The following is a 13,802-nucleotide window of genomic DNA, read 5'->3' on the forward strand; positions in this document are numbered from 1 at the left end:
AGTATTACTTTGAATAATTATCAAGTTTTTCTTTCTCCTTTTTAGATAAGCTACCAATCCCCTTTCTGCTAATCTTATCCAAGAGTTTATCAATCTCTTTTTGCTTGAAAACCTTAGTCTCATTATACCTTTGATCGATAGTTAAATTATGTGATTTGCTTTTAAAATATAGATTATTGATAAATAAGATATGAGGTTTTCTAACAATTATGTATATGAATAAAATGATTGGAATTGCAATCATGGTAATAATGATATAATTGTTTACCAACGCTTCTGGTCGTATGGCTATGGCAACAAGCATTCCTATTAAAGCTCCTCCTAGATGAGCCTCATGCCCAATATTGTCTTTGGCAGACGTAATTCCGTAGATAGAATATATCACATATAGCACTCCAAAAATCCAATTAGGTATAGCTAATGGAATTCCGAAGAAGCCAATATCTAATCCTGGAAAAAGAGCTATAGAAGCGAAGATTATACCACAAACTGCACCTGATGCTCCTACAGCACTATAATCACCATGATTTCTATGAATAAACAGTGCCAAAAGATCTCCACCTATTAAACTAACAAAATAGATTAATAAATAACTCCAAATGCCCAGTTGCATCTCTAACATGCCACTAAATGCATATAAACTTATTAAATTAAAAATGAGATGCCTCCAACTGGTATGTAAAAACCCTGAAGATACTAAACGGATATAATCTTTCTGAATTAGGATTTTATCAACTTCAAATTTGTAGCTTTCAAAAAAAGTCCTATTCTTGAAACCTCGATAACTAATAGCGACGTTTGCAATTATTAATATGATAGAAGCAATACCTAATTCTCTCATAAATTAAATCTACTCTACAATTATCACACTTCGATATTCTATTTCAACGCGTTTTCCAAAAGTAAAATCAAAATAGTTAGCATCTCCCTTTTTACCTGTTACTTCCAATTTAGCACGCCCTGTCTCGAGTCCGTTTTTATCAAAAACTTTCACAAAAACGATATCGTTAAAATCCTGATTGAAAATGAGGTATAAGGTTAATAAGTTATCTTTTCCTCCTTGGGGATTATTAGCAATTGTAAATTTACCCGTATCAATACCTTTTGTTTTTAGGTTTGGAGATAGTTTAATTTTAGCTTCTAAAGTTTTGTCGATCCCTTCAGAAACACCTTCAATAAATTCGGTAGCCGATTTCCCAACCGCCTCTCCGCTGGCATTAATTGTTTCTTGGGTTTTATCCTTCACACGTTGACAAGATAGCAATGTGAATACACATAATAAGATAGTAAAAGTTGAGCTTTTCATAATGTTAGATTATACTTACAAAATTAGCAATTCTCGACTATTGCAACAACTATTAAAGTAATGTAAATTTGTATACATAAAATAGAGCCGTTTGAATCAAAAAGAACTTAAGGAATTTCTAGACACTAAAGTAGATCAATATAATCATCCGCGATTTATAGACAGTGATCCTATTCAGATTCCACATCAATTCACAAAAAAAGAAGATATAGAAATTGCGGGTTTTTTAACGGCTACTATTGCCTGGGGAAATCGTAAAAGTATCATAAAAAATGCTTTTAGAATGATGGATTTACTCCATCGGTCTCCTCACGATTTTATTCTGAATCATACCAATAATGACTTGAAGAGTCTTAAACAGTTTGTACATAGAACGTTTAATGGTGATGACTTTATTCAGTTTATAAAAAGTTTACAGCACATTTATACGAATCATGACGGCCTTGAAGCTCTATTTTCTAAATACCATGATGGTGATAATCTCCAGTTATGCATTCATAAATTTAAAGCTGCATTTTTCGAAATTGAACATTTAGAACGTAGCAAAAAACATGTTAGCGATCCGCTAAAAAACTCTGCTGCAAAGCGTATTAACATGTATTTAAGATGGATGGTAAGACAAGACCAAAATGGTGTAGATTTTGGTATATGGAATAGCATCTCTCCTAGCGCACTGTCTTGCCCTCTAGATGTGCATTCTGGAAATGTAGCTAGAAAATTGAAACTCATCAAACGAAAACAGAATGATGGTAAAGCCTTATTAGAACTCGACATGGCTTTACGTCGATTAGACCCATTTGATCCTGTTAAATATGATTTTGCTTTATTTGGATTAGGAGTTTTTGAAGGGTTTTAATTTTTTTATATTTGCAATGCCTCTCCTAATATTAAACTAACCAAAATGAAACATTCTTTTAGACTAAAACGGTCTAGGCTTAAATCTATTTTTTCTGAGAAAATGGGCTTTAAAAAGCTAATCTTAGAGAATAAAAACGACGTGCAAAATGCTATTAATAGCATACTCATGTATATTGAATTAGAGGATAAACTCGTACCTGTAAATTATACGAATAACTTTCTAGACAATTTTATTTCATTTGAATTAACACTTAAACCTGATTTTGATAAAAAAGTGTTTTTTGATTCTATTAGAAAATTTGAAGGTTTTATCACAGACTAAACACTTTATTTTTTAACGTCATATGATCTAACATATCGTTAAAAAAAAAAGCTGATAAATATTAAATATTTATCAGCTTTCAATACGACTAAAAAAAGTCTAGCCTTTCAACCAAGCTTTTCTTGTATTTTTTTGTGCTTCTGTAGCATTTTCATCTTCAATAATACTGCGTGTTGTTGTGAACGTTGGTACAAGTTTAGTTTCTACAACTACTTCTTTTCCATCACGTTCTAAAACCACTTTAATATCATCACCTTCTTTCCATTGGTACATAGCTCCTAACATTGCCTGTGCATTTTGCATAGTTAATGCCTCTCCATTTACCGTTTTAATGATATCATTTGGCATCACACCTTGATCTGCCCAAAAGCTATTATTCTTTACGTTTTCAGAAAAATAAATTTCTCCTTTATCTTGATTAGCTCCAAATATGAATCCTTCTCCACTTTGAATATAACTTGTTGCCTCACTTTTTTCTCCAAAAGTTAAACCTACCTTTTCAAAGAATTTTGAATAATCAATTGGTGTTCCACCAACAACATGTGTATTTAAAAATTCACCTACAGATGGATATGTCATTTCAGTAATTTCTGCAATGATATTATCATCAACGAACGGCTTTTCTTTTCCATATTTGGCCGATAATTCTTTCATAAGTGAAAGCATGCTACGATTACCATTACTCTCTTCTCGCATTAAAATATCAATACACATACCTATCAAGGCACCTTTCATATATACGTTATAATAGTTCGCAGCATAAGGTTCATTAAGCACGTTTTCACTCATAGTCGTGAAACTCATTGCATCATCCATGTTTTTAGAAACCTGAATTTTTTGATTCATCGTTGCATAATATGCATCATCATCTACAAGTCCTTCATAAATTTGGAAATGCTGCGCGAAATATTCTGTAACGCCTTCATACATCCACAAGTGTTTTGAGAATGTTGGATCGTTATAATCAAAATAATGTACATCTTCAGAATGTACAGACAATGGCGTTACAATATGAAAAAATTCGTGCGCAACTACATCAATCATTGAGGCAGCTAATTGCTCTTTTGAAGAATTTTCTCCTAACACCACAACTGTAGATGTGTGATGCTCTAAAGCTCCAAATCCTTTTGGTGCTCCTTCACTCCCATCAGACAAATACAAGTAAATATCGTAACGAGGTGTACTATCAACATCACCTAAGTATGCTTTTTGGGCTTCCATCATTTTGTAAACCGTCTCTTTCATACTCGCTGCAGTGTGCACCTTATTTGGAGAATATACACTTAATACAATTTTGATATCTCCAACCATAAATTCTTCAACATCTAATTTACCATACATCATTGGGTTATCTGTAATATCAAAATAACGCGGTGCAAAGTAAGATGTCGTTATTTGAGTGCCATCAGAACTTGACTTTGTATTTGTGTTTTGCAATGCAGATGTACGCTCAAAATTAGCAGGAGCAGTTACATCTAAAGTATATTGAGCATCTTTTAAAGAATCAAAATAACCTATAAAACCATGTAAGTTTAATACATAGTTATCTGGCTCAATATTTGTTCCTGCTGGTGAGAACGGCACTTCTCCTCCAATTCCTCCACTCTTTTCTTGATCGAATGTATCATTAACTAAGTACTCAATTCTATCAAGGTTTTTCGCATTTGCGATAGTCCAAGTATTTGTGTTTTCTTTAACGACAGGCATTTCTTTTCCATCGTAATCAAAGGCTTTAAAATCGTCAACGTATTTACCAAAGTCACTCACAGAATACGTTCCTTGAACTACTTTAGGTAATCGGTAAGTCACTACATCTTCGGTAAATCGTCCCGGATTAATAGTTACAGGTGCTTTATCAGCAGTAACGCCCGATAAATTAATTGATGTTGAAATAGGATTTGCAGTGGCTAAATCATTCACTGAAGATTTAGATGATCCACAAGCTACTAGCAATGCACTCGTAGCGAAAATTGATAGAATTTTTTTCATTGTAATGTTAATTATTTTCAGATATTTTTGTCTGACGCACAAAACTACAATCTGTTACCACTAATTTAGCTAAGGTTTTGTTAAAATGGTACTTTTGTAATATGTCAAACCCCTTAATTAGCATTCTTACACCTTTTAAAAATACGCAGACCTATCTGCCTGAATGCCTAGACTCCATTATAAAACAGAGCTATCAACAATGGGAATTACTCATAGTTGATGACCATTCAAGCGATAACAGCTATGATCTCGTTCGCGCTTATGCCGAAAAAGATAAGCGCATAAAGTTATTTAAAAACAGTGGTACCGGAATAATTGATGCATTAAAATTGGCATTTGCCAAAAGTACTGGTCATTATATAACTCGCATGGATAGTGATGACATCATGCATACAAACAAATTAAGCACCATGTTAAATCAATTGCAAATTTATGGCAAGCAACATGTTGCTCTTGGTTTAGTGAAGTATTTTAGTAAGGATGGCATTGGAAATGGTTATGCCAAGTATGAATCTTGGCTTAATACTTTAACATCAAGTGGACTTAATTATTCTGAAATTTATAAGGAGTGTGTTATTCCGTCGCCTTGTTGGATGTTGCATCGCTCAGATTTTTTGGCCTGTGGCGGATTTACACCTAATCGATATCCTGAAGATTACGACTTAACTTTTCGATTGTATAAGCACAATATAACTTGTATTCCTAGTACTCAAGAACTCCATTATTGGCGCGATTATTCTACAAGAGCTTCACGCACAAATGACCATTACGCCGAAAACCATTTTCTAGAATTAAAAGTGGACTATTTTTTAGAACTTAATTATAATAGTTCTCGTCCCTTAACTGTTTGGGGAGCTGGACATAAAGGAAAGAAAGTTGCTCAACTTTTGAAGAAAAAACACATTCCATTTTTATGGATATGTGATAATCCTAAAAAAATTGGAAAACATATTTACGACGAACTCTTATTTAGTTTTGAACATCTAAAAAATTTAGATCACCCGCAAAGTATTGTAACGGTTGCCAACGAAGCGTCTCAAAAGGACATTAAGTCTTATTTCAAGACACAACAAATGACTGCCATGACAGATTATTTCTTCTTTTGTTAGGAATAAAACAAAAAATCCATATAACAACAGACTTATCTTTGTTTAAACGTTAAAATTCTCAAAAGCTAAAGCAACTAATCGCATATCATTTTCTATATTTGATTCCGAACAAAAACAATCCAAAAAACAGGAATGCAGTTTAAACACCCAGAACTTCTTTACGCTTTATTTCTACTCGTTATTCCAATAATTGTTCACTTATTTCAATTAAGAAAATTTAAGAGCGTTCCTTTCACCAACGTTCAATTTTTAAAAGAATTGGTGATTCAAACACGTAAAAGTTCGCAATTAAAAAAATGGCTTACTTTAATTACGCGTTTACTCCTTCTCGCTTGTGCTATTATTGCCTTTGCGCAACCCTATATTTCGAAATCCGACAGCTTTAATACCAAAAGCGAAACTGTTATCTATCTTGATAATTCGTTTAGTATGCAATCGCCAAGCACAAATGGGAGTTTATTAAATACTGCAATACAAGACATTATTGAAAACGTCGATGAGAACGAACAAATTTCAATTTTCACGAATGACGAAAACTTTAATAACACCAGCGTTAAGGCTATTAAAAATGACCTCATTCAGCTTAAACATTCACCTAATCAAATTACTTATGATGCTGCAGTTTTAAAAGGAAAAAAACTATTCTCAAACGATCAGAATTCTATCAAAAATTTGGTGCTAATATCTGATTTTCAACAAAAAAACCTAGGACTAACAACACCAAATGATAGCTTGGTATCTTTGAAATTAGTGCAATTAAAACCATCTAACCTAAGTAATATAGCCATAGATAGCGTATATATTTCAAAAACGACGGTCGAAAATTTTGAACTTACTGTACTACTAAAAAATCAAGGCGACGCTATAGAAACCCTACCTGTTTCATTGTATAACGACGATAAACTTATTGCAAAAACAGCTGTGAACATTACCAATGAAGCTACTACAAATTTCACGATTCCGGTTAACACTATATTCAATGGTAAAATAGTTATAGAGGATAGTAATCTTAAGTATGATAATACACTGTTTTTTAATATCGATAAACGTGAAAAAACAAACGTACTAGCTATTAATGAGGCTGATGATTCATTTCTAAAAAAAATCTATACCAGTGACGAATTTGAATACATGTCTACCAATTTTAATGCTTTAAATTATAACACCATTGAGCTACAAAATTTAATTGTTTTAAATCAATTACAAAACATTCCTAGTTCACTTTCAACGGCCTTAAAATCGTTCACCGACAAGGGTGGAAGCATATTAATAATCCCTTCAAAAGACATAGTATTAAACACTTACAATCAGGCTTTTAATACTTTTGGATTTTCAAATTTCGGCGCATCAAATGTGTTAGAAAAGAAGATTACTAGTATCAATTTTTCCCATCCTTTATTAACCAACGTTTTTGATAAACAGGTTAATAATTTCCAGTATCCAAAAGTGAACTCATTTTATAATAACGCTGAGAACTCTGTCAATTCTATTTTAAGTTTTGAAGACGGTAAGTCATTCTTATCTCAATCTGGAAATGCCTTCCGATTTTCAGCAGCAATCGATGTAGAAAATTCAAACTTTAAAAATTCCCCTCTAATAGTTCCTATACTTTATAATATAGGGAAGCAAAGTTTAAAAACTGGCGACTTGTTTTACACTATCGGACATGAGAACATTATAGATATTGCAACGCAATTACAACAAGATGATATTTTAACCTTAGTAAGTGGAGATAATTCAGTTATACCGCTACAACAAACCTATGACAACAAAGTAGAGTTAATTACAAACACCTATCCAGATGTTGCAGGTATTATTTCTGTTCAGAATAAAGACAGTTTTCTAAAAAGTTTGAGTTTCAATTTCGATAGAAATGAAAGTCACCTGAATTACTATGATTTTCAAAATATAACGAATACCACACTAGATAATTCTGTTGCAACAGCCATAAGTGATATCAAAAGTGCTACTAATGTTAATGAACTCTGGAAATGGTTTGTTATTTTTGCAGTGATTTTCTTAATTATTGAAATGCTCATCTTAAAATTTCTGAAATGAACGTACTTGTAAAATCTGCCACTATAGTTGATCCTAAAAGCGATTTTCACAATCAAACCGTTGATATTTTAATAGAAAAAGGGACGATTTCTCAAATATCCAAACGCATTCAAAACCCTAAAAACTATAAAGAGTTACGATTAAACAACCTTCATGTATCGCAAGGATGGTTTGATAGTAGTGTGAGTTTTGGTGAACCTGGATATGAAGAACGTGAAACCATTGACAACGGTTTAAAAACAGCCGCACAATCTGGATTTACAAGTGTTGCTGTAAACGCCAACACCAACCCTGTAGTGGATTCATATGCCAATATTGCTTTTTTGAAATCCAAAGCTGCAAATCATCCAGTTAACCTCTATCCTATTGGGGCTTTGACCAAACATAGTGATGGTGTAGATTTAGCCGAATTATTCGATATGAAAACTGCCGGATCTGTCGCCTATTATGATTATCAAAAGCCTGTTTCAAACCCTAACCTCATGAAAATAGCTTTGCAATATGCTAGCAATTTTGATGGTTTAGTTTGTTCTTTTCCTCAAGAATCAAGAATTAGCGGATTAGGAGTAATGAACGAAAATATAACCAGTACATCTTTAGGTTTAAAAGGAAATCCGGCACTGGCCGAAGCCTTACAAATAACTAGAGACTTATCTATTTTAGAATACACCGAGGGCAAATTGCATATTCCTACGATTTCTACTGCAAAATCTGTAGAACTGATTAGGGATGCTAAACAAAAAAAATTGAATGTTACCTGCAGCGTCGCTATTCATAACTTATTTTATACGGACGAACAACTTGTTACTTTTAACACAAACTTTAAAGTACTACCTCCTTTAAGGACGCAAAACGACATTAATGCGTTAATTGATGGTATTAAAGACGGCACTATTGATATGGTAACCAGTGATCATAACCCATTAGACATCGAACACAAAAAAGTTGAGTTTGATTATGCAAAATATGGTACTATTGGCTTAGAAAGTGCCTTTGGCGCATTAAACACGCTATTAACCACTAAGAAAACAATAGAAGTACTAACTAAAGGCAAACAACGTTTTGGTATAGACGCCATACCTGTCGCCATTGGTAATCAGGCAAACTTGTCGCTCTTCGATCCAACTAGTAGTTATACGTTTTCTTCTGAAAATATCTTTTCAACATCAAAAAACGCCATATTTGAAGGAGAAGAATTAAAAGGGATTGTTTACGGGATCATTGCCAACAATCAAATGATTTTAAATTAATATACATGAAAGACAACGCAGAAAAGCAAAATAACACTTTGGCTATCGTAAGTTATATTACACTTATTGGTACACTTATCGCCTTTTTTATGAATAAAGAAACACGCAATCCATTGGTTTCGTTTCATGTTCGTCAGGCTTTAGGTTTATGGTTACTTCAAATGATTTTGGGTTATTTTATAGGTGCCTTTGACAGTTGGATGATATCAATGTCATTTTGGATTTTCTTTATTGCACTTTTTCTCTACGGAATTTTTGGTGCTGTAGGCGGTAAAATGAATGAGGTCCCAATTTTAGGGCCTCTCTTTCAAAAGTTATTTTCTTCAATAGACTAAATATGAGTTTATCTTTACATCACATCACGAGACCATCATCTTTAAAAGATAATGCTCCTTTACTTATTATGTGTCACGGATATGGTAGCGACGAAAATGATTTATTTTCTTTTGCACAAGAACTATCGGAAGAATTATTTATCATTTCAGTAAGAGCTCCATATACTATGCAACCTTTTGGTAATGCTTGGTATGCTATCAATTTTGATGCACATCAAAACAAATGGAATGATGTTGAACAGGCCATTCAATCTAGAGATAAAATTTCAAATTTTATAGATGAAGCCTGTGCTCAATATCCTGTAAATAAGGATAACGTTACCTTGTTAGGTTTTAGTCAAGGAACAATTTTAAGTTATGCCGTTGCCCTTACATATCCTGAAAAAGTTAAAAACATCATTGCTTTAAGTGGTTATGTAAGTGACGATATGATTGCACCACATATAGATGAAAGAAACATTGGACACTTAGACTTTTATTGTTCTCATGGAAGTGTAGATCAGGTTATTCCTGTCGATTGGGCAAGAAGAGCTCCCAAATTTTTAGATAAGCATCACATTAAGCACACTTATTCGGAATTTCCGGTTGGTCATGGTGTAGCTCCTCAAAACTTTTATGCATTTAAAAATTGGTTAGAAGACCGTATATAAAACTACTATGAAGTACCTTCTAACAGGTGAAGAGACTCAACGACTCCATTTTAGATTAGTCACCAAAGATGATTTCAATACTTGGTTGCCTCTATTTAAAGAAGATAAAGTTGATCTGTTTTTAGGAATGCCTACTGGCTTATCCCAAATTGAACAATGTGAATTTTGGTTTAATAAAGTCTTTCATCGCTATGATAACGGACTAGGAGGAATGAATGCGCTTATAGATAAAAGGACTGGCGAATTTATTGGGCAAAGCGGATTATTAGTTCAAACCGTTGAAGATGAAGAGCGCCTAGAAATTGGCTACTCTATACTTCCAAAGTATTGGGGAAAAGGTTTTGCCCAAGAAGCTGCAATAAAATGTAAAACGTTTTGTTTTGAACAGGAATTTTCCACTAACCTAATATCTATGATGCATACAGACAACATAGGTTCTGAAATTGTAGCCATAAAAAACGGCATGACCTTCGAAAAGAAAGTGGATACATTTAACGTGTACAGTATAACACGTGAGATGTGGTTAAATCAAAAGAAATAAGATTAAGGTTGATACAATAGCGATCCTAACTCACTAAAAGTCACATTTCCTTTGTCATCCATGTCATAAGCCAAGAGCATTTCACCAGAATATTTTCCATCAGTAAAATTGATAATAATCCACTTATGGTTGAGCATTCTAATTTGATCAATTCTCATTTTTTCTCCAGACATAGAAGCAAAAGGAACTAATGGATGATCTTCTGTATCATAGGCATTAAGGCTTATGAGTCCGTCTTCTATAAGTGGTATAAATTCAGAAATCCTAAATCCCCTATTCTCCCAATAGGTCATTGCCTCATCATTAGTATCAAATCTAAATGTATATAAATCTTCAACCTTTTCATCCTCCAACGCTCTAATAGAATCTCTAAGTTGCGTATGAGTTTCTTTATAACTTGTTAGTTGTGCATCGTAGTTCTCAATAATGTTTTTGGAATTCACGAATTGAAAAATCACAAGCAATAATGTGAAAATAAACAGGTACATAAATATTCTACTCTTCATATTAAATAATTCTAACAGTTATAATTCTATTTGTAAGTTGTCGTAAGCTAAATAAACGTTTTCTGGTAAACTTTGTTGCACAACATCATGAAAACCTAAATAATGACTTATATGGGTTAAATAAGCGGTTTCGGGTTTTATCTTTTCTATAAATGCCAAAGCCTCCTTGAGGTTAAAATGAGAGATGTGTTCCTTTTCTCGTAAAGCATTAACCACCAGAATTTTCACCCCATCTAATTTTTTCATTTCAGTAGCATCAACAGTTTTCATATCTGTGAGATAAGCAAAGTCACCAAAACGAAATCCAAAAACTTGCAACTTATGATGATAGCCATTAATTGGTATGACATTCAAATTTCCAAGGAGAAAGGCCTCATTCTTAATTTCATGTTGAATAACACTTGGAACACCTGGATATTTATCTTCAGTCGTAAAAATATAATTAAACCGTTTTGCTAATTCTCCCAAAACGCGCTTATGTGCGTAAAACGGAATATCTCCTTGTCTGAAATAAAATGGGCGGATATCATCTAACCCTGAAGTATGATCTGCATGCTCATGAGTAAACACAATACCATCAATCTTATGACAATTAGCTCTTAACATTTGTTGCCTAAAATCTGGGCCACAATCAACAACATAAGCATAATCATCCCATTCTACTAGTACTGAAACACGTAAACGCTTGTCTTTATGATTGTTACTTAAGCACACCGGGTGATCACTTCCTATTACTGGAATACCCTGTGATGTGCCTGTTCCTAAAAATGTTACTTTCAACTTCATTTTTATTTGATGCAAAAATAAAACTAATTTTTTTAGTTTAACCCCGTATTTTAATACCTTTGTATAGTTGACAAACCCAAAATAAAAAATGGAAATAACCTTAAAAGGAGATAAAGAGTTTGATGAAATTCCTTCGTTGAAAACTAAATGTTTACGCATCAACTTAAATGAGAATATCTACGGAACATTCGCGGAGATTGGAGCTGGACAAGAAACTGTTCGTCAGTTCTTTAGAGCTGGAGGTGCTTCTGGGACCATTGCAAAGGCTATGTCTGCATACGATAAGGCCTTTAGTGATGCAATTTACGGTATAGAAAATGACAGACGTTATGTAACCGAAGCACGTCTTCGTAAAATGTTGGATCATGAAGTGAATTTGGTTGAAGAACGTATTAAAAGAGATGTACATCCTAACAAAATGTTTTTTGCTTATGCCAATACTGTTGCAACAATAGATTTTGCGAAAAAATACAAAGGACATGGATGGGTAGGTATTAAATACCAAGTAGATCCAAATCAAGGTTATAATGAAATTGTTTTGCACATTCGTTTTAAAGAGAATGATGCTAGGTTACAGCAAGAAACTTTGGGTGTTTTAGGGACTAATCTTATTTATGGTGCTTTCTATAAGTATAATGAGCCAAGAAAGCTATTGCGCTACCTCTACGATCATTTGGACAAAGATCAGGTTGAAATAGACACGATTAACTTTTCTGGCCCTGTGTTTGAAGATGTAGACAACCGTTTAATGAGTTTACAGCTTGTAAGAAATGGGATGACAGATGCCGTTATGTTTGCTCCTGATGGAAACAACGTTTTACCTGCTAGAGTCCTTTACAAAAAGAACATATTAACCTTACGTGGAAGTTTCAGACCAGTAACAAAGGTAAATATGGACATGTATAAGAAATCTTATGACATGTTCATTAAAGAAAATAAAGTTGATGTTGATAAAACTCAAGTTATTTTCGAAATTACATTATCTAATTTAAGAGCTGAGGGAGAAATTGACGAACAGGATTTCATGGATCGTGCGCGACTATTGTGCTCGTTGGGACAAACCGTATTAATCTCTAACTTCCAAGAATATTATAAACTTGTAGAATACTTCTCTCAATACACAAAGAGTAGAATGGGATTAGCTATGGGTGTGAATAATTTAGTAGACATCTTTGATGAGAAATATTATCGTCACTTAAGTGGTGGGATTTTAGAAGCCTTTGGTAAACTCTTCTTTAAAGATTTACGTGTTTACTTGTATCCAATGCAAAACGACGATGGCACTTTAACTGATAGTGAGAATTTAAAAGTACATCCAAGAATGAAAGAATTATATAAATTCTTTAAGTATAACGGTAAAGTTGTTGATATCACAGATTTTGACGAATCGATACTTAATGTATTCTCGAGAACTGTTTTAAAAATGATTGCCGATGGCGAAGATGGTTGGGAAGTTATGCTTCCAGAAGGCGTTTCTACACTTATAAAAGAAAAAAGCCTCTTTGGTTGTGAAACCGAACAGGTGCATTTAGGAGAATAAACGAATTAATATGACACATAAAAAACCGCAAGATTTTCTTGCGGTTTTTTTTATAGCTTTTATATCACTCTGAATACAAATCAGAATTTATCCTTCCAAAATTTGATCTGTATGAATCTTAGCTTTTACTTTATCTATGATACGAGACACCACCCCTTTTTCATCAACTAAAAATGTGATACGATGAATACCATCAAACTCTCGTCCCATAAACTTTTTTGGTCCCCAAACCCCAAATGCATCTATAACTTCTTTTTCTGTATCGGCTAACAATGGATATGGGAAACTAAATTTCTTTTTAAAATTAGATTGTCGCTTTTCGGTATCTGCGCTCACACCTAAAATTTCATAACCAGCATCTTGCAACGCCTTATAATTCTCTCCCAAATTACAAGCCTCAACGGTACATGTTGGTGTATTAGCTTTAGGATAGAAAAAAACAACAAGCTTTTTTCCTTTATAATCCGAGAGTGATACAGCATTCCCGTCTTGATCGTTTACTGTGAAATTTGGAACTTTATCTCCTATTTTTAATGTTTGCATATTGCTTAT

The 13,802-nt window shown here is 33.3% G+C and carries 15 protein-coding genes; 9 read left to right on the forward strand and 6 right to left on the reverse strand.

Going from position 1 to position 13,802, the window contains the following annotated elements:
* Window positions 1-4 precede the first annotated feature (4 nt).
* Together Q0893_RS09530 and Q0893_RS09535 are read right to left on the reverse strand one after the other, a co-directional pair.
* Window positions 5-841 carry a rhomboid family intramembrane serine protease gene (locus Q0893_RS09530; protein ID WP_299274826.1) on the reverse strand — a complete coding sequence of 279 codons (837 nt, stop codon included), beginning with the start codon at window positions 839-841 and terminating at the stop codon, window positions 5-7.
* 9 nt (window positions 842-850) lie between these two features.
* Window positions 851-1,306, reverse strand: a complete 456-nt coding sequence (locus Q0893_RS09535) for a hypothetical protein (protein WP_299274829.1) — start codon at window positions 1,304-1,306, stop codon at window positions 851-853.
* A gap of 91 nt (window positions 1,307-1,397) precedes the next feature.
* On the opposite strand from Q0893_RS09535, the gene Q0893_RS09540 reads away from it, so the two are divergent.
* On the forward strand, window positions 1,398-2,162 hold the full coding sequence (locus tag Q0893_RS09540; protein WP_298901996.1) for a TIGR02757 family protein: 765 nt from the start codon (window positions 1,398-1,400) through the stop codon (window positions 2,160-2,162).
* A 45-nt stretch (window positions 2,163-2,207) separates the two neighbouring features.
* The gene (locus Q0893_RS09545) at window positions 2,208-2,486 is read left to right on the forward strand and encodes a hypothetical protein (protein ID WP_299274834.1); all 279 of its coding nucleotides are present in this window, start codon (window positions 2,208-2,210) and stop codon (window positions 2,484-2,486) included.
* Between the two features lie 99 nt (window positions 2,487-2,585).
* Here the strand turns inward: Q0893_RS09545 and Q0893_RS09550 are convergent, their stop codons facing one another.
* Window positions 2,586-4,475 carry a peptidase M61 gene (locus tag Q0893_RS09550; RefSeq protein ID WP_298901998.1) on the reverse strand — a complete coding sequence of 630 codons (1,890 nt, stop codon included), beginning with the start codon at window positions 4,473-4,475 and terminating at the stop codon, window positions 2,586-2,588.
* Window positions 4,476-4,576: 101 nt separating this feature from the next.
* Between Q0893_RS09550 and Q0893_RS09555 the strand changes: the two genes are divergently transcribed.
* The 6 genes from Q0893_RS09555 to Q0893_RS09580 all read left to right on the forward strand — a co-directional run bounded on the left by Q0893_RS09555 (window position 4,577) and on the right by Q0893_RS09580 (window position 10,418).
* A complete protein-coding gene (locus Q0893_RS09555) occupies window positions 4,577-5,584 on the forward strand; it encodes a glycosyltransferase family 2 protein (protein WP_299274837.1) in 1,008 nt (335 codons plus the stop codon).
* A gap of 132 nt (window positions 5,585-5,716) precedes the next feature.
* Window positions 5,717-7,642, forward strand: a complete 1,926-nt coding sequence (locus Q0893_RS09560) for a BatA domain-containing protein (RefSeq protein ID WP_299274840.1) — start codon at window positions 5,717-5,719, stop codon at window positions 7,640-7,642.
* Complete coding sequence (locus Q0893_RS09565) at window positions 7,639-8,892, forward strand: dihydroorotase family protein (protein ID WP_298902001.1); 1,254 nt, start codon at window positions 7,639-7,641, stop codon at window positions 8,890-8,892. Before Q0893_RS09560 ends, Q0893_RS09565 begins: the two co-directional genes overlap by 4 nt.
* A gap of 5 nt (window positions 8,893-8,897) precedes the next feature.
* Complete coding sequence (locus Q0893_RS09570) at window positions 8,898-9,227, forward strand: hypothetical protein (RefSeq protein WP_298902003.1); 330 nt, start codon at window positions 8,898-8,900, stop codon at window positions 9,225-9,227.
* Window positions 9,228-9,229: 2 nt separating this feature from the next.
* On the forward strand, window positions 9,230-9,877 hold the full coding sequence (locus Q0893_RS09575; protein ID WP_298902005.1) for an alpha/beta fold hydrolase: 648 nt from the start codon (window positions 9,230-9,232) through the stop codon (window positions 9,875-9,877).
* Between the two features lie 7 nt (window positions 9,878-9,884).
* Entirely contained in the window at window positions 9,885-10,418 is a 534-nt protein-coding gene (locus Q0893_RS09580; protein WP_299274845.1) for a GNAT family N-acetyltransferase, read from the forward strand.
* Between the two features lie 2 nt (window positions 10,419-10,420).
* Here Q0893_RS09580 and Q0893_RS09585 read toward each other — a convergent pair whose 3' ends face one another.
* Both Q0893_RS09585 and Q0893_RS09590 read right to left on the reverse strand, forming a co-directional pair.
* Window positions 10,421-10,924, reverse strand: coding sequence for a hydrolase (locus Q0893_RS09585; protein WP_299274848.1), 504 nt, complete (start codon window positions 10,922-10,924; stop codon window positions 10,421-10,423).
* An 18-nt stretch (window positions 10,925-10,942) separates the two neighbouring features.
* On the reverse strand, window positions 10,943-11,704 hold the full coding sequence (locus Q0893_RS09590) for an MBL fold metallo-hydrolase (protein ID WP_299275173.1): 762 nt from the start codon (window positions 11,702-11,704) through the stop codon (window positions 10,943-10,945).
* A 94-nt stretch (window positions 11,705-11,798) separates the two neighbouring features.
* On the opposite strand from Q0893_RS09590, the gene Q0893_RS09595 reads away from it, so the two are divergent.
* The gene (locus tag Q0893_RS09595; RefSeq protein ID WP_298902010.1) at window positions 11,799-13,250 is read left to right on the forward strand and encodes a TonB-dependent receptor; all 1,452 of its coding nucleotides are present in this window, start codon (window positions 11,799-11,801) and stop codon (window positions 13,248-13,250) included.
* Window positions 13,251-13,337: 87 nt separating this feature from the next.
* Here the strand turns inward: Q0893_RS09595 and bcp are convergent, their stop codons facing one another.
* Complete coding sequence (gene bcp, locus Q0893_RS09600) at window positions 13,338-13,793, reverse strand: thioredoxin-dependent thiol peroxidase (RefSeq protein WP_299274852.1); 456 nt, start codon at window positions 13,791-13,793, stop codon at window positions 13,338-13,340.
* Window positions 13,794-13,802 lie beyond the last annotated feature (9 nt).

Origin of the sequence: uncultured Psychroserpens sp. (assembly GCF_947494225.1) — a bacterium.
Classification (GTDB): Bacteria; Bacteroidota; Bacteroidia; order Flavobacteriales; family Flavobacteriaceae; genus Psychroserpens.